The 15,514-nt window shown below is 57.4% G+C and carries 15 protein-coding genes; 2 read left to right on the forward strand and 13 right to left on the reverse strand.

What is annotated here, in order from left to right; genetic code table 11:
- Positions 1-12: 12 nt before the first annotated feature.
- Genes lpdA through pdhA form a run of 4 tightly spaced genes read right to left on the reverse strand, consistent with a single transcriptional unit; the run spans position 13 to position 4,838 of the window.
- Positions 13-1,428, reverse strand: a complete 1,416-nt coding sequence (gene lpdA / locus IDH41_RS14450) for a dihydrolipoyl dehydrogenase (RefSeq protein ID WP_190862186.1) — start codon at positions 1,426-1,428, stop codon at positions 13-15.
- Between the two features lie 3 nt (positions 1,429-1,431).
- Positions 1,432-2,757 (reverse strand): dihydrolipoamide acetyltransferase family protein, encoded by a 1,326-nt coding sequence (locus tag IDH41_RS14455; protein ID WP_190862188.1) that lies wholly within the window; start codon positions 2,755-2,757, stop codon positions 1,432-1,434.
- A gap of 15 nt (positions 2,758-2,772) precedes the next feature.
- Positions 2,773-3,750 (reverse strand): alpha-ketoacid dehydrogenase subunit beta, encoded by a 978-nt coding sequence (locus tag IDH41_RS14460; protein WP_190862190.1) that lies wholly within the window; start codon positions 3,748-3,750, stop codon positions 2,773-2,775.
- Between the two features lie 20 nt (positions 3,751-3,770).
- Positions 3,771-4,838 (reverse strand): pyruvate dehydrogenase (acetyl-transferring) E1 component subunit alpha, encoded by a 1,068-nt coding sequence (gene pdhA, locus IDH41_RS14465; RefSeq protein WP_190862192.1) that lies wholly within the window; start codon positions 4,836-4,838, stop codon positions 3,771-3,773.
- 291 nt (positions 4,839-5,129) lie between these two features.
- Between pdhA and IDH41_RS14470 the strand changes: the two genes are divergently transcribed.
- Complete coding sequence (locus IDH41_RS14470; RefSeq protein ID WP_190862193.1) at positions 5,130-5,867, forward strand: alpha/beta hydrolase; 738 nt, start codon at positions 5,130-5,132, stop codon at positions 5,865-5,867.
- Between the two features lie 67 nt (positions 5,868-5,934).
- Here the strand turns inward: IDH41_RS14470 and IDH41_RS14475 are convergent, their stop codons facing one another.
- Complete coding sequence (locus tag IDH41_RS14475; protein ID WP_190862195.1) at positions 5,935-6,429, reverse strand: low molecular weight protein-tyrosine-phosphatase; 495 nt, start codon at positions 6,427-6,429, stop codon at positions 5,935-5,937.
- Positions 6,426-7,070 (reverse strand): trimeric intracellular cation channel family protein, encoded by a 645-nt coding sequence (locus IDH41_RS14480; protein ID WP_190862372.1) that lies wholly within the window; start codon positions 7,068-7,070, stop codon positions 6,426-6,428. The genes IDH41_RS14475 and IDH41_RS14480 overlap by 4 nt, the downstream gene beginning before the upstream one ends.
- Positions 7,071-7,289: 219 nt before the next feature.
- Between IDH41_RS14480 and IDH41_RS14485 the strand changes: the two genes are divergently transcribed.
- Entirely contained in the window at positions 7,290-7,928 is a 639-nt protein-coding gene (locus IDH41_RS14485; protein WP_190862196.1) for a thiamine diphosphokinase, read from the forward strand.
- Between the two features lie 56 nt (positions 7,929-7,984).
- Here IDH41_RS14485 and IDH41_RS14490 read toward each other — a convergent pair whose 3' ends face one another.
- From IDH41_RS14490 to IDH41_RS14520, 7 genes are all read right to left on the reverse strand, one after another.
- Positions 7,985-9,931: an endonuclease MutS2 gene (locus IDH41_RS14490; RefSeq protein WP_190862198.1), complete on the reverse strand. Its 1,947-nt coding sequence runs from the start codon at positions 9,929-9,931 to the stop codon at positions 7,985-7,987.
- A 430-nt stretch (positions 9,932-10,361) separates the two neighbouring features.
- Positions 10,362-11,141: an MBL fold metallo-hydrolase gene (locus tag IDH41_RS14495; RefSeq protein WP_190862199.1), complete on the reverse strand. Its 780-nt coding sequence runs from the start codon at positions 11,139-11,141 to the stop codon at positions 10,362-10,364.
- A complete protein-coding gene (locus IDH41_RS14500; RefSeq protein ID WP_190862201.1) occupies positions 11,138-11,812 on the reverse strand; it encodes a GNAT family N-acetyltransferase in 675 nt (224 codons plus the stop codon). Before IDH41_RS14500 ends, IDH41_RS14495 begins: the two co-directional genes overlap by 4 nt.
- An 18-nt stretch (positions 11,813-11,830) precedes the next feature.
- Positions 11,831-12,490: a GNAT family N-acetyltransferase gene (locus IDH41_RS14505; RefSeq protein WP_190862374.1), complete on the reverse strand. Its 660-nt coding sequence runs from the start codon at positions 12,488-12,490 to the stop codon at positions 11,831-11,833.
- Between the two features lie 41 nt (positions 12,491-12,531).
- The gene (locus tag IDH41_RS14510; RefSeq protein WP_190862202.1) at positions 12,532-13,392 is read right to left on the reverse strand and encodes a carbon-nitrogen hydrolase family protein; all 861 of its coding nucleotides are present in this window, start codon (positions 13,390-13,392) and stop codon (positions 12,532-12,534) included.
- 24 nt (positions 13,393-13,416) lie between these two features.
- Complete coding sequence (locus IDH41_RS14515; protein ID WP_190862203.1) at positions 13,417-14,775, reverse strand: HAMP domain-containing sensor histidine kinase; 1,359 nt, start codon at positions 14,773-14,775, stop codon at positions 13,417-13,419.
- Positions 14,772-15,470: a response regulator transcription factor gene (locus IDH41_RS14520; RefSeq protein ID WP_190862205.1), complete on the reverse strand. Its 699-nt coding sequence runs from the start codon at positions 15,468-15,470 to the stop codon at positions 14,772-14,774. The genes IDH41_RS14515 and IDH41_RS14520 overlap by 4 nt, the downstream gene beginning before the upstream one ends.
- Between the last annotated feature and the right edge of the window lie 44 nt (positions 15,471-15,514).

Raw genomic sequence — 15,514 nt, forward strand, 5'->3', positions numbered from 1 at the left:
GATGATAGCCGTTTATTTTATAAACGTATGAATCGGATGGCCGAGCGCTACTTCGGCGGCATCGAGCACGATCTCGCCGAGCGTCGGGTGCGCATGGATCGTAAGCGCGATATCTTCGAGCGTAGCGCCCATTTCGATCGCCAGCGCAAGCTCGGCGATCATGTTGGAAGCTTCGAGGCCGACGATGTGGGCGCCGAGCACGAGACCGGAATCGGCGTCGGATACGAGCTTCACGAAGCCTTCGTTCGCGTTAAGCGACATGGCGCGGCCGTTAATGGCAAACGGGAATTTGCCGACCTTTACGTTATGGCCTTGGTCCTTCGCTTCCTTCTCGCTGAGACCGACGCTTGCGCATTCCGGATCCGAGAAGCAGACGGCCGGCACGCATTTGTAGTCGATCACGCTGCTGAGGCCCGAAATCGCCTCCGCCGCGACGCGGCCTTCGTACATCGCTTTATGAGCGAGCGCGGGACCTGCGATAATATCGCCGATCGCGTAGATGTGCGGAATGTTCGTGCGGCATTGCTCGTCGACTTCGACGAGGCCGCGATCGGAAAGCTTCACGTTGATCAGGTCAAGGCCCAGTTCCCCGTCGGTGTTCGGACGGCGTCCGACCGTAACGAGCAAGTAATCCGCCGTAACCTTCTCTTCTTTGTCGCCCACGACGTAAGTGACGGTTACGTCTTTGTCCGTCTGCTCGGCGCTCTTCGCCTGCGCGCCGGTGACGATATCGACGTTCTTGCTCTTCAGCTTCTTCGCCACGATGGAGGACATATCTTTGTCGAAGCCAGGCAGGATCGAATCGGAGCCCTCGATCACCGTAACCTTCGTTCCGAATTTGGAGTACATTTGGCCAAGCTCGATGCCGATGTAGCCGCCGCCGATGACGACGAGGCTCTTCGGCACTTCCGGCAAGGACAACGCGCCGGTCGACGATACGATGCGGCCCCCGTAAGGGAATGCTTTCAGTTCGATCGGTCGGGAGCCCGTCGCGATAATGCAGTTTTTGAACCGGTAGCGCGGCGCTTCCTGATCGTTGAAGACGCGGGCTTCGTTCTCGTTAATGAACATGACTTCGCCTTGGAAGTATTGCACCTTGTTCGCCTTCAGCAACGAAGCGACGCCGCCCGTCAGCTTCTTGACGATGCCGTTCTTGAACTCCTGAACCTTGCTGAAGTCTACCTTCGCTTCGCCGACTTCGATGCCGAAGTCCGAAGCGTGGCCGATCGATTCGTATTGATGCGAGGCGGAAATAAGCGCCTTGGAAGGAATGCAGCCTACGTTCAAGCATACGCCGCCGACGTATTCTTTATCCACGATAAGCACGTTCTGCCCGAGTTGGGCGGCGCGAATCGCCGCCACGTAACCGCCGGGACCCGCGCCAATGACTAGAGTATCGATATCGAGGGAAGCATCACCTACGACCATGTCTTATACCTCCATTATGAACAGTTCAGGCTGCGCCAGAAGCTGTTTGATGTAGTTCATAAAGTTTTGAGCCGTCGCGCCGTCGATCAGACGATGGTCGAAGCTTAGGGACAGCGCCATTACCGGAGCCGCGACGATCTCGCCGTTACGAACGACCGGCTTCTCGGAGATGCGGCCGGTGCCGAGGATGGCAACCTCGGGGAAGTTGATGACCGGCGTGAAGAACATACCGCCCGCCGAACCGATGTTCGAGATCGAAATCGTGCTGCCTTTCATCTCGTTCGGCTTCAGCTTGCCTTCGCGGCCGCGTGCAGCCAGATCGCGGATGGCGTCCGCCACCATGAAAATATTTTTGCGGTCGGCGTCTTCGATGACCGGCACGATAAGTCCGTTATCCGTATCGGTAGCGATGCCGATGTTGTAATATTTGCGCAGGACGATTTCCTGGTTCGCCTCGTCGAGCGTCGAGTTCAAGATCGGGAACTGGCGGCATGCCGCCACGAGCGCCTTCACGATGAACGGCAGGTACGTAAGCTTGGAGCCTTTTTTCTCCGCGTACGGTTTATATTTCGCGCGCAGCGCGACAAGCTCGGTCACGTCGACTTCGTCCATGATCGTGACATGCGGAGCCGTGTAGACCGACTTCGTCATGGCGCTTGCGATCGCTTTGCGAATGCCTTTGAACGGCACGCGTTCTTCCGGACGATAAGACGATTCGGACGCCGCCGTTGCCGCTGCCGGTTTAGCCTCTTCGCCCGCCTTCTGTTCGGCTGCCGCAGGAGCCGCGGTCTCTGCCGCAGCAGGCGCGCCGCCGAATCCGTTGACGTCGTCGCGGGTAATTCGTCCGTTCTTGCCCGTTCCGTTCACTTGCGCCAGGTCGACGCCTTTCTCGCGGGCAAACTTGCGCACGCTTGGCGTTGCCAGCACGAGTCCGCCTTCGGCTTTCGGAGCAGGCGCTGCAGCAGGCGCAGCTGTAGGAGCGGCTGCAGGCGCAGCAGCCGGCGCTGCCGGTTCAGCCGGAGCGGCCGCAAGCGCTTCGGCCTTCGGAGCTTCCGCTGCCGCAGGCGTCGCCTGCTCGGGCAGATCGCCTTCCGCCTCAATGACGGCTACAAGCTCGCCGACGTGGCAGACCTGACCGTCTTTTACAAGCACCTCAAGCACTTTGCCGTTAACCGGGCAAGGCACTTCGACGATCGCTTTGTCGTTCTGGACTTCCATAATTACGTCATCATCCGTTACCGTGTCGCCGACTTTGATATTGACTTTGACGATTTCGCCTTCGTGCAATCCTTCGCCCAGCTCAGGGAAACGATATTCGAATTTAGCCAACGCTAGCACCCTCCTTTAAAAGTTCAATACTTTCTGAACCGCCGCAGAAATACGAGCTGCGGACGGAAGCCACGCATCTTCGATCTGAGCGAACGGATATACCGTATCCGGACCCGCCACGCGAAGCACAGGCGCTTCCAGATGCAAAATTGCTTTTTCATTAATTTGCGCAATGACTTCGGCGGCTACGCCGGATGTTTTTTGCGCTTCTTGCACGACGATCGCGCGGTTGGTCTTCTGGATCGAAGCGACGATTGTATCGATATCGAGCGGAAGCAGGGTGCGCAGATCGATAACCTCCGCCTTTACGCCCGTTTTTTCCAGCTCCTCCGCCGCTTTCACCGCCGTATGGACCATCATGCCGTAAGCGATGATCGTCACGTCGCTACCTTCTCGGACCACGTTCGCTTTGCCGATTTCGACCGTGTACTCGCCCTCGGGCACATCGGCCTTGAACGCGCGGTACAGGTTCAAATGTTCCATGAAGAAAACTGGATCGTTATCGCGGATCGCGGAAATCAACAGACCTTTTGCATCGTATGGATTCGAAGGGATGATTACTTTAATGCCCGGCGTCTGAACGGCAAGCCCTTCCAGCGAGTCCGTATGCAGCTCGGCCGCCTTCACGCCGCCGCCGAAAGGCGTGCGGAACACGATCGGCGAATTGTAGCGTCCGCCTGAGCGATAGCGCATGCGGGCCGCTTGGACGAACATTTGGTCGAGCGCTTCGTAAATGAAACCGACGAATTGAATTTCCGCGATCGGGCGGAAGCCTTGCGTTCCCATCCCGACGGCCATGCCGGCGATCGCCGACTCGGCAAGAGGCGTGTCGAATACGCGGTCCTCGCCGAATTCCTCCTGCAAACCTTCCGTTACGCGGAATACACCGCCGACCTTGCCTGCGTCCTCACCGAAGATGAGCACGTTCGAATCACGCTTAAGTTCAACGCGCATCGCGTCGCGAATCGCTTCCAACATATTCATTTGAGCCATGATCGTCTATTCCTCCTCCACTATTGAAAATCGGCCTTTTGCTCTTCCAAATGCTGCGGCGTCGTTTCGAACATCGAATCGATCAAGCCGGCAACCGTCATTTTCTCGACCGCTTCCGCTTTCTTGATATGCTCGTTGACTGTCGCTTTCGCTTCTTCCTTCACGCGGTTCGTGTCTTCTTCCGTCCAAAGACCTTTTTTCTCCAAATATTTGCCGAACCGAACGAGAGGATCCTTCAGCGCCCATTCCGCTTCCTCGTCCTTCGTACGGTATTTCGTCGTGTCGTCCGCCATCGAGTGCGGGCGGAAACGGTACGTGAGCAGCTCGATCAGCGTCGCGCCTTCCCCGCTGCGTCCGCGTTCAGCAGCTTCCTGAACCGCCTTGACCACCGCAAGGACGTCCATGCCGTCGACTTGTACGCCGCGAATGCCGGCCGCGACCGCTTTATGCGCGATCGACATCGCCGCCGTCTGCTTCGAGAACGGAGTCGTAATGGCGTAGCCGTTGTTTTGCACCGCGTAAATAACCGGAAGCTTATATACGCCGGCAAAGTTCAAGCCTTCGTAGAAATCGCCTTCGGACGATCCGCCGTCGCCCGTGTACGTAATGGCGACCCGCTTCTCGTTCTTCTTCTTGAACGCCATCGCCGCGCCGGTCGCGTGCAAAATTTGGGCGCCGATGATGATTTGCGGCATTAGCACGTGCACGTCCTGCGGAATTTGTCCGCCGTGCTGGTGACCGCGGGAATATAGGAACGCCTGGTACAGCGGCAGTCCGTGCCATACCAGCTGAGGCATGTCGCGGTAGCCCGGGCAAATAAAGTCGTCCTTGTTAAGCGCGTATTCGCTGCCGACCATCGAAGCTTCCTGTCCGGATACCGGCGCGTAGAAGCCCAGTCGGCCTTGGCGGCCAAGGTTAACGGCTCGCTCGTCCCAAGTACGGGTAAATACCATGCGGTACATAATTTCTTTCAATTGCTCGTCCGTCAATTCCGGCATGTAGTCCGGGTTAACGACTTCTCCGTCAAGCGACAAGACCGCTAGCGGCGTTACCGGTTCCGTTTGAACTTCGTATGGCAATTTGCTCATTTTGAACGCTCACCTCAATTGAAATATTTGAAAATCGTTTGCCTCTGTTATAGAATTATTATAAACCTGTTTAAAGAAAATGGTCAAAGCAAAAAACAAAAAAACCGTTGTTTTTTCGCCAATAATGATCATACTCTTAAGAAATTGTATATGCTACAGATTTATTTTTTCACTGTAACAGCATAATACAAGCAAGCGCTTTACCGAAATGTCCCTTTCCACACCTTACTATTGTTTGCCCACAACGGTACCATTCCATTCAATGACGACGAATCGTAAGGAGATAAAGAAATGACCGACGAGAGATACTTGAAACGCACCATCGTGAAAGAAACCGTCCCGAGCCGTTACTTGCCGGAGCAAAGCCGCAACCTGCGCATCTTCCTGCCGCCGGGCTATAACGAAGTGCTGAGCTATCCGGTCGTCTATTGCCAGGACGGCGAGGACTTTTTCAATTTCGGCCGCATCGCGACGACGGCGACCATGCTGATCCTCGACGAAGGGCTGGAGCCCTTCATCATCGTCGGCGTCGACGTCGACAAGAAGCTGCGCACCGATGAATACGCGCCGGACGGAAGCAGGCACGACGCGTACATCCGATTTTTCGGCGAGGAGCTCGTCCCGTTCGTCGAAGAGCGTTATGCGGCGAGGAGGGAGCCCCGGCACAGGCTGCTTGCCGGCGATTCGCTCGGCGGCTCCGTATCGCTTCACCTGGCGCTGGCCTACCCGAATCTGTTCACCCGCGTCATGTCGCTGTCGGGCGCATTCTACGGCGTGTCGCAAAACATCATTTCGCAGCAGGGCGATCTCAGCTGGCTGACCGTCTACATGATCGTCGGCCTGCAGGAGGACGCGTACGAGACCGATCGGGGCGTATTCGACTTCGTCGCGCTGAACCGGAATGCCAAGGCGCTGCTGGAGCATAAGCAAGCCGCCGTCGCCTACCAGGAGAAGGACGGCAAGCACCAATGGGGCTTCTGGCAGAAGGAGCTCAACCAGGCGCTGTCGTATTTTATCGCAGCGGAATAACGCGAAAAAAGAAGCTGCCTTGACTGGCTCCGTTTGGAGCGCCAAGGCAGCTTCTTTCATTTCCTCGTCACAGATTAAAGTCCGCGCGAACGCGTCTCAGAAGCTCCCGGCAGCCGCTCTCGACCAATTCGTAGACGAGAGGAAAATTGCCGTCGTAATACGGATCGGGAACATCCTTCAATCCTTTGTCCGGCAGCAGGTCCATGAACGCGAACAGCTGATGCGGTTTCCGTCGTTCAGCTCCCGGACCGGCCCCGTCAAGAAGCTTCCGCACGTCGCGCAAGTTATTCGTATCCATGCAAACGATATAGTCGAACGCGCCGAAATCGTTCGCCGTTACTTGCCTCGCCTTCATGCCGGCATAGGAAATGCTGTGCTCGTCGAGCAGCTTGCGCGTCCCTTCGTGGGGCGGATGGCCGATGTGCCAATCGCCGGTGCCGGCCGAATCGACTTCGATGACGCTCGACAGGTCCGCCTGCTCCGTTTGGTGGCGCATGACGGCTTCCGCCATCGGCGACCGGCAAATATTGCCCAAGCATACGAATAATATCCGTACTTTCATTGCTGCACCTCCCGTTTCCTCTCCTGCTCCAGAATAGCGGCCTTCAAGGAGCGCCGCGGCAGCTTCCACTTGAAATAAACCGACAGCATCCGGAACGTAATGATGACGACGAACAGAAACAACAGCTCCAGCGTCGTCTTAAACCATCCGAGCCCGATCGCGAGACCGGCCAGCATCGCCCATACCGCGTATATTTCGTCCTTCAATACGAGCGGCTTGCGTCCGGCCAATACGTCGCGAATAATTCCCCCGCCGATTCCGGTCAACATGGCGGCTACAAGCACGGCGCTGATCGGATGCTTCATTTGCGTCGCGTACAGGGCGCCTTGAATCGCGAACGCAGACAGGCCGATCGCGTCGAAGAACGCTTCGCTCCGCCGCCAGCGCTGTATCCAGGCGACGGGCAGCACGAACGCGATCGTCATGGCGATAATCGCGATTTTAAGCAAATAGCCTTGGCTCCAGAGCGTCGTGACCGGCATGCCGATCAGCAAATTCCGTACGACACCGCCGCCGAATGCCGTCACGAGCCCGAGAACGAATACGCCGAGTATGTCGTATTCCTCCTCCATCGCGACGATCGCTCCGCTGACCGCGAAGGCGATGGTGCCGATAATGCTGAATATGCCGAAAATATCCATGCTCAATGCGTAACTCCTCGCTTCCCGTTCATTCGCCGGCATAGGCCGCCGGCACTTCCTTCCCCATTTTATCCGGCGGCACCGGGAAATAGCAACGACAAATTTCGCCCATATGCGCAATCGTTCGCCACGTCTTGTTCTCGCACTAGTTTTCAAGCGGCAAATGGACTTATACTAATGGAATAGTCGCACCATTCCATACGAGAGAGGTTATTTTGTATGCAGCAACGCATCGTGATCTGCACGGGCGGCCGGCTCGGCCGTTGGGCGCTCGAATATATAAATCCGGAAGACGTGCTGATCGGCGCCGACAGCGGCGCGCGCTTCCTCGTAGCGCATGGGCTTTCGCCCGACATTTCGATCGGGGATTTCGATTCCGTATCGGGCGGCGAGCTTGCGGCGATCCGGCAGCGGAGCGGCCGGACGATCGCCTGCGACCCCGTCGACAAGGACTACACCGATACGGAAATGGCTTTCCGGCTCGCGCTCGATATGAAGCCGCGCGAGCTCGTTCTTCTTGGCGCTCTCGGCACCCGGTTCGACCATACGCTTGCCAACGTTCATCTGCTGGCGCTTGCGGATGCCCGTAACGTGAACGCCGTGATCGTCGACGAGCATAACAAAATTGTGCTGACGTCGGGAGAAGCAACGATTGTGCAGGAGGGATTCCCGAACGTCTCCTTGCTACCGTTAACGATGGAAGTTAGCGGCATTACGCTGACGGGCTTTCAATATCCGCTTACGGACGCGACGCTTTCGATCGGCCAATCGCTCGGCATAAGCAATGTGCTTGTACGATCGACAGGCACGATCCGGATAAGCGACGGCCTGCTTCTTATCATTCAAAGCCGGGATTAATTCCCCGATTAGGCAGGAGCCGGAGATTTCGCGAATACCGGCCGCCTGCCGCTTTTTTAATTGAGATCCTCTTCCTTCGTCACGATCTCCAGTCCTTCCACGTATTTTCGGCTCATCAGCTTACGGACTTTCCGGTTCTCCTTCGTTTCGAATACGATATCCAGATCGTATTGATCGTCCGGATAAAGCTCCGCCTTCGGGATATACAGCTTGAGTCGTTTATGGTTAAAGGTCATCTTCTGATTCTGCACCTGCACGACGACGTTCCCCCGCTCGTCGGCGGGGCGGAATACGACGCCTGCCCGCTTCAGCGGATAGATCCATACGGCGTCCCCCTTCTCGAAGCTTCTCCTTTTCGGCTTCTCAATCCTCTCCCGTTTGGCGGCTCCCGTAACATCCGGCATAACGACGCTGCCGGCTTGCATTGACGGGCGCTCGGATTCCGGGTCTGGTCCCTCACCCGCTGGCAATCGGCCGTCCTTCCGGGCGAGCAGCCGCTCCGCGCGCGACATGACGTCCTCCGGCAGCCCGAAGCGCCTGGCGATCGCGAAGGCGTGGCTGTCCCCCGCCTCTCCGATTTCAAGACGGTAAAGCGGCCTCAGCGTATCCGGATCGAACGCCATTTTGCCGTTCTGGCAGCCGGCCGTTCTTGCCGCGAACGACTTGATCTCGTTGAAATGCGTCGTGGCTGCGGCGATCGCTCCCCGCTCGAGCAGCTTTTCGAGCAAGGCGATCGACAGCGCGATCCCTTCGGACGGATCCGTACCCGCGGCCAGCTCGTCTAGGAGGAGAAGCGATCTCGGTCCGGCGCATTCCAGCATTTCTTTCAGCACCGTGATGTGGGAGGAGAAGGTGCTCAGCGACTGTTCCAGGCTTTGCCCGTCCCCGACATCCGCCACGACATGCCGGAAGACGCCGATGATCGTTCCTTTCTCCGCCGGCACGAGAAGGCCCGATTGCGTCATCAGGACGAAGAGGCCGATCGTCTTGAGCGTCACCGTTTTCCCTCCCGTATTGGGACCGGTAATGATCAGCTGCTTCCAGCCGAAGCCCAGCTCCGCGTGCAGCGCGACGCTATCCGCTCCGAGCAGCGGGTGCCTGGCGCCAACCAATCGGACGACGGGCTGCTCCGACAGCTCCGCTCTTATCCCGTCGTAGGAACGCGACAGCTTCGCGCGGGCGATGATGAAATCGAACGAAGCCATCGCTTCGACGTTGCGGCGCAGCTCGAACGAGAACGAATCCGCCGATTCCGACAGCCGGGACAAAATGATCGTCCGTTCGCGCTCCTCCTCCGCTTTCCATTGCTGCAGCTCGCCCTGCAGCTCCGCCACGTCCAGCGGCTCGACGAACAGCGTCTGGCCGCTGGACGATTCGTCCCACACCGTGCCGGGCACCTGCTTCCGCAGCTCTCTCTTGACGGCGATGACGAATCGGTCCCGCCGTTTGCTGATGACGGGCTCTTGCAGCGAGGAGCGGTATTTATGCAAGGACTGCTCCATTTTTTTCTGAATCTTATCCTCGGCCGCGTAAATATGCCTGCGAATATAGGCGAGATCGGCGCTGGCCTGGTCGGTCAGCTGCCCGTAACGGATACACCTGCCGAGCTCCTCCCTCAGCTGCGGGCAATCGTACATCGAATCCGCGTAGGAGGCGATCGTCGGCGCGATCGTCCTTTTGGCGTTCATATACTTCTTCATTTGCGCGACTGACGTCAGCCACACCGCAAGCTGTTCCAGCTCGGCTTCGTTATAGATTCGTCCCTTGCCGAGCAGCGCCAGAAAGGGGTCTATCCCTTCCATCGGGGATAGCGGGATGCTCGCCCCGCCCGCTAGCAGCGCGGCCGCCTCTTCCGTCTCCTGCAGCCACGATTCGATCTGCCGCCGATCGGCGCTCGGCTCGAGCTTCTCGGCAAGCAGTCTGCCCGCCGGCGATACCGCATAGCCAACCACCTGGACCTTCAATTTGTCGAATTCCAATCTTCTTCTAGACGTATCGTTCATCTTCGATAAAGCCTCCTTGATTTGAGGTGAAAAAAAATAGACAGAAACAGAACGCGAGTGCGTTCCATTCCTGTCTTTGACCGACCGCTGCCGCTCCATTCGCACCCGTTCCCGCGCGGAGGCGAACCGCGCATCGTTGAAAATGGGTACAAAAAAACCGTGCTGGTGAGCACGGTGATTGGGCCGCTGTCGAATAGCGAATCAGGCGGAAATCCTCATGTCCAGAACTCATGGCGTCAGATCACAAACTAAGCCCTGCTTAAGGACGAAATCGTCCTTGAAACGGCGCAAGACTAAATCATTATCTGACCTTATCCAATTTATGAGTTATGGACACCAGCAAACATGAAAATTTCCCCTTTCGTTGTTACTTACTAAATGTACAAAATCGACAAGTCCTTTGTCAAGCGGTCACCGCTTAAAATTCGGTTCAGCCGATCGCAATCGCCATCCCGGTTTCCGCATATTGCATCCCCTCCGGCATCGGATACGCGACTTCGAGATCGATATCATGCGACAAATGCGTAAGCAGCGTGCGCTTGCATCCCCACTTCTCGGTTAAACCGACGGCCTCCGTCACGTCGTACACGGAGCGAGTTTCGTATGGAAATGGCTCCCGGTAGAAGCTAGTGCCGAGAACGAGCAGATCGAGGCCGGCCAGCGGCTTCTGCTGCTCCTCCGTCAGCCCGATCGAGTCGGAGCAATACGCCCACCGGTATCCGGACGATCGGTGGTCGAACCGGAATGCGTAGGCATAGCCGTTCTTGCCGTGGTTGACGCGCCAGCTTGCCGCTTTCCAATCCCCGAGCGTTATCGGCTCGTCGAACGAACGGAAGTCGATCTGATTGCCGAGCCATGGAAAGCGGGCCGAAATTTCCTGAATGACCTCCGACGGCGCGTAAACCGTTCCTCGCTTCTTGAGCCAGCGGCAAGCGTCCGCATATTCCGGCAATCCTCCGATGTGGTCGAAATGGGCATGCGTAATCAGCATGACGTCGATCGTGCGCAGCTTGGCCGCTTCCAGCTGCTTGCCGAAGTCCGGACCGCAATCGATCCAGACCGTGCCAGCGCCGGGAATGTCGAGCTGGGCGGAAGAGCGGAACCGGCGGTTCCGGCCCGACTGTCTGGCTTCCTCGCAAACCGCGCATTCGCAGTAGACGCGCGGGACGCCCATCGCATCGCCAGTGCCGCGAAAGATTAGCTTCGTCATATCGGCAGCAATCCGATCGACTCCGACGAGCGGATGCGATTCATCATGCCCAGCCACTCCTCCGGCTTATTCGGAAGAGCCGAATAATACCGTTCCAGGAAAGTCGCGACGAGCGACGCGTCGATCGAAGACTGCTCCTCGTCGGCCGGCAAGAAGCACAAATCCAGCTCCGACACCGCTTCTCCCTCGTGGTCCCATGATGGATGAACGTAAGCCAAATCCAGCCGCTTGTAGCCGATATGAGACAGCACCTCGCGGCGGACGTATGGATTCATCGGCGATACGCCTCCGAAAGCGTGATCGGCCGCCCGGAACGGATCGTACACTTCGGCGAACATGCCGATCGGCTTCGTTTCCGACTGCTCGGCAAGCCGCGCGAGATCGCGCTCGCGGCTGCGGAGCAGGAAGCGCCCGACTCCCAGCGCCGGCCTGCCGATGATCGTGAAGTCGGTCATCGCCACGCGCAGCTCGGGATAATAACGGTACTCCGTCGCGCCGACGACTTCGCCTTCATGAACGGCAACGCAGACGTGAATGGACGGATCCTCAAGCGGCTCTTTCCATAGGTCGTAGGCCAGCACTTCCTCCGGCGGAAAAATCGATTGCAGCAAATGATGCAAAGCGCGGAAATTCGGATCCTGAATAGATGATAGGCGATGATAGGTTAACAAGTTCGATTCCAACTCCTTTTACTTGAACGGATTGCGCCATTCCATGATGGCCGCGCAGTTGTTCGACTGCTCGTCTTCCAGGTACTCGCGGGCAACGCCGACCGGCATGCGGCCGCAGCGCAGCAGAAACGTGACGACGGGATCCTTCCAGACGCCGTTCACGACGTTCTCCAAGTAGGCCTCCGGAGTCGCCTCGTGCGCGTGCTGGGCGTATCCCGGCATTCGCCCGCCGCCCAGCAGCCTGTCGAGGCCGAGCTGAACGACCGTCTCGTACATCGTTTGCATCAGCCACTTGCCGATGCCGGATTTGCGGTATTCCGGAATGACGCATATATCGACGACGTACAGCGTATCGCCGCTTGGATTATGGTTGCGGATGTAGCCGCCGCCCGTTATCGTCTCCCAGTCATGCGCATGGCCGTAATCGTCCATATTCACGATGAGTCCCGTCATGGAGCCGATCAACCGGCCGTCGATCTCCGCGCAGAGCGCTCCTTCCGGAAAGCGCGTCGCATGCTCGGCCAGCTGCTCGGCGTTCCACAGCAGCTCTTCGGGAAACGGCGGCGGGAAGCTGGCCTTTTGCACCTCGATCAATTGCCGGAAATCCCCGGCGTCATAATTGCGGATAACGGTTCGCTCCGGCTTGCCGCCGGCGAATAAATACAGCTCTTTGCGCAGCGTTCTCCCTCCCCCGTTGCCGGACTCGTTCGACCGGCGCTTCAGCTCCAATCCGGGTACAGATCGGTACGGCGATCCCGCCAAGTCGTAACCGACCCTTTGGCCCTTACGTCCTCGAGCAGATCAAGGTCCAGATCCGCAACGATCAGCATATCGTCGTTGATGACGCCTTCGCATAGGATCCCCCCCGGAGGGAACGGGATATCGTTCGGCGTAATGACGGCCGCTTGGCCGAAATTGGCGCGCATGAAGTCGACTTTGCGGAGCGCGCCTACCGTCCCCGTCGTGACGATATACACTTGATTCTCCACCGTTCTCGCATGGCAGCAGTATCGCACGCGATAGAAGCCGTGGCGATCGTCCGTGCACGAAGGACAAAATATAACGTCCGCTCCCCTCGCCCGCGCCATGCGCACGATTTCCGGAAATTCAATATCGTAGCACGTAAGCATCGCGATCGTGCCGAACGCCGTTTCGAACACGTCGAGCCCTTCGCCGGGCGACATATTCCATTCGCTGACCTCGGTCGGCGTCAGATGGATTTTGTGCTGAACGTCGACCTTCCCGTCCGGGTGGAACAGATGCGCGGCGTTTCTCCGCTTGCCTCCGCCCACCTCGACGACATGCGTTCCTCCGATGATATAAACGCCGTATTCGGCCGCCAATCCGCGAAATAAAGCCAAATACGGTTCCGTGAAATCGGGCAGCCGTTCAATCGGCAGCGCGTTGCCGCTTTCATCCCCAATGGAAAGCAATTGCGTCGTCATAAATTCGGGGAACAAAATGAATTGAACCCCATATTCGGAAGCGTTGCGCACGTAATGCGTCACCTGCTCCGCGAACTGCTCGAACGAGCGGATATCCGTCAAACGGTACTGTACGGCCGCCGTGCGGAATTTCATCCGTCTTCCCCTCCCTATGTAGCTCTATTGCTTGCGCTGCTTGAACTGCAGCGTAATCGTCGTGCCGAGATCCGGCAAGCTGAAGACGTCGACCTTGCCCTCGTGCAGATCGATGATCCGCTTCGCGATAGACAAGCCCAGCCCGACGCCGCCCGTCGTCCGGCTTCGCGCGCCGTCGACGCGGTAGAAGCGCTCGAACAAATGCGGAATCTCGTTTTCCGGGATGCCCATTCCTTTGTCCTTGACCTCGATTTTGACGATATGCCGGACGAGCGTCAGCGTAATGTCGATCGGATCCTTCGAGTATTTTATCGCATTGTCAAGCAATATGACCAGCAGCTGCCTGATCTTATCCTTGTCGCCCACCATGCGGATCGCCTTCGAGCCCGCTTTGACGCGGATCTGGCGGCCGAACGTCGTCTGCAGCATCGTCGCCAGCTCGTCGACGACGTGAACGACGTCGAAGAGTTCCTGCTTCAGCCAATCTTCCTGCTCGGCCTCGGCCAGTGTGAGCATGGACTTCGTCAAGTTTTGCAGCCGGTTCGCCTCTTTGTCGATCGCCTCGATCGCTTCGTCGCGCAGGCTCTCGTCGTCGCGTCCCCAGCGCTTCAGCATGCCGGCGTAGCTGCTGATGACCGTCAGCGGGGTTTTCAGCTCGTGCGAGGCGTCGGCCACGAACTGCTTCTGCTTCTCGAAGGTCCGATCCAGCCGTCCGATCATCTGATTGAACGCGCGAACGAGCTGCAGCAGCTCCGCCGATTCCTCGCGGCTGCTCAGTTCGATCTGTCTCAATTTACCGCTTCGGTCGATCTCGCGCATCGTATTGACCATTTGTTGAATAGGCGCCGTCAGCCTGGACGTGAACCAATACGTGCCGAAAATCGCGAACAAAATCGCGCCGGCGCTCGTTACGCTGAGCGCGGCGACGAGCACCTGCAAATAATTGTCCAGCTCGTCCAATATCCGGTTGATCTCCAGCATCGCGATGACCCGGTTGCCTTCGTAGAGCGGAACGCGCATGTACAAGATGCGCTCGCCGCCCTTCGTGATCATTCCGGTCCTATGCTCCGATTCGAACGCCGCCGGCAGCTGCAGCAGCAGCGGATCGGAGCCGGATATGTTGACGACCCGATTATTGGGCACGATGATCCGGATCATTTCGTTCACATTGTAATACTCGTTCAGAAGCTCCGGCGTATTCAGCCCGCGGCCGCTTTGGATTCTCGGATTTTCCAGCATGATGGTTACCTTATTCGCGATCACTTCTTCTTCGCTTTCCGTCGTAATCTTGATTACGTAGAAATAGACGAAAATATTAAATAAAATAAGAATGAAGATTAACCAAAAGATCGTGAACAGCGTAAACCGTTTGCGAAGGGTCATGCATCGGGCTCCTTAATCATGTAGCCGACGCCGCGCACGGTGTGAATAAGCTTGTGGCGGTATCCCTTGTCCAGCTTTTGCCGCAAGTACCGGATGTAAACATCCACGAGATTCGTCTCCCCGATGAAGTCGTAGCCCCACACCTCCGACAAAATATCTTCCCTGGACTTTTCCTCGTTTTTATTCTCGACCAGGTAGACGAGCAGCTCGAATTCGCGCGGCGTCAATTCGATCAATATATCTTTGCGGTACACCTTGCGCGTACGCAGCTCGATCGTCAGATCCCCTACCTTGATCAGATCCGAGCCCTCGGCCTCGCGCGGATGCTGCTGGAAAATCCTCAAAATGTTGCGGACGCGGGCGAGAAGCTCTTCCATCGCGAATGGCTTCGTAATGTAATCGTTCGCCCCGTGCTCGAAGCCGCTCACTTTGTCCGGCACGGTATCCCTGGCCGTCAATAAAATGATCGGCACCGGATTGCCCGCCTGCCGGAGCAGCCTGAGCACCTCGATGCCGCTCATCTCCGGCAACATGACGTCCAGCAGCACGAGCTGCCATTCGCCGGTCGAGGCCATTTCGTACCCGGTCCGGCCATCGGCGGCCGAGCCTACCGTATAGCCTTCGTGCTCCAATTCCAATTGCAATATGCGGGAAATGCCCGTTTCGTCTTCCACGACGAGAATGCGTTCTTTCATCTTAGAAGCTCACCTGCTTTTCGGTTGTCTATTTAAATGTTAAG

This window comes from Paenibacillus arenilitoris, assembly GCF_014705655.1.
GTDB classification, from domain to species: domain Bacteria; phylum Bacillota; class Bacilli; order Paenibacillales; family Paenibacillaceae; genus Pristimantibacillus; species Pristimantibacillus arenilitoris.

Excerpts from the sequence above, each read along its gene's own strand:
- lpdA (WP_190862186.1), bottom strand. The coding sequence starts at position 1,428 with ATGGTCGTAGGTGATGCTTCCCTCGATATCGATACTCTAGTCATTGGC.
- IDH41_RS14460 (WP_190862190.1), bottom strand. The coding sequence starts at position 3,750 with ATGGCTCAAATGAATATGTTGGAAGCGATTCGCGACGCGATGCGCGTT.
- pdhA (WP_190862192.1), bottom strand. The coding sequence starts at position 4,838 with ATGAGCAAATTGCCATACGAAGTTCAAACGGAACCGGTAACGCCGCTA.
- IDH41_RS14470 (WP_190862193.1), top strand. The coding sequence starts at position 5,130 with ATGACCGACGAGAGATACTTGAAACGCACCATCGTGAAAGAAACCGTC.
- IDH41_RS14475 (WP_190862195.1), bottom strand. The coding sequence starts at position 6,429 with ATGAAAGTACGGATATTATTCGTATGCTTGGGCAATATTTGCCGGTCG.
- IDH41_RS14480 (WP_190862372.1), bottom strand. The coding sequence starts at position 7,070 with ATGGATATTTTCGGCATATTCAGCATTATCGGCACCATCGCCTTCGCG.
- IDH41_RS14485 (WP_190862196.1), top strand. The coding sequence starts at position 7,290 with ATGCAGCAACGCATCGTGATCTGCACGGGCGGCCGGCTCGGCCGTTGG.
- IDH41_RS14490 (WP_190862198.1), bottom strand. The coding sequence starts at position 9,931 with ATGAACGATACGTCTAGAAGAAGATTGGAATTCGACAAATTGAAGGTC.
- IDH41_RS14495 (WP_190862199.1), bottom strand. The coding sequence starts at position 11,141 with ATGACGAAGCTAATCTTTCGCGGCACTGGCGATGCGATGGGCGTCCCG.
- IDH41_RS14510 (WP_190862202.1), bottom strand. The coding sequence starts at position 13,392 with ATGAAATTCCGCACGGCGGCCGTACAGTACCGTTTGACGGATATCCGC.
- IDH41_RS14515 (WP_190862203.1), bottom strand. The coding sequence starts at position 14,775 with ATGACCCTTCGCAAACGGTTTACGCTGTTCACGATCTTTTGGTTAATC.
- IDH41_RS14520 (WP_190862205.1), bottom strand. The coding sequence starts at position 15,470 with ATGAAAGAACGCATTCTCGTCGTGGAAGACGAAACGGGCATTTCCCGC.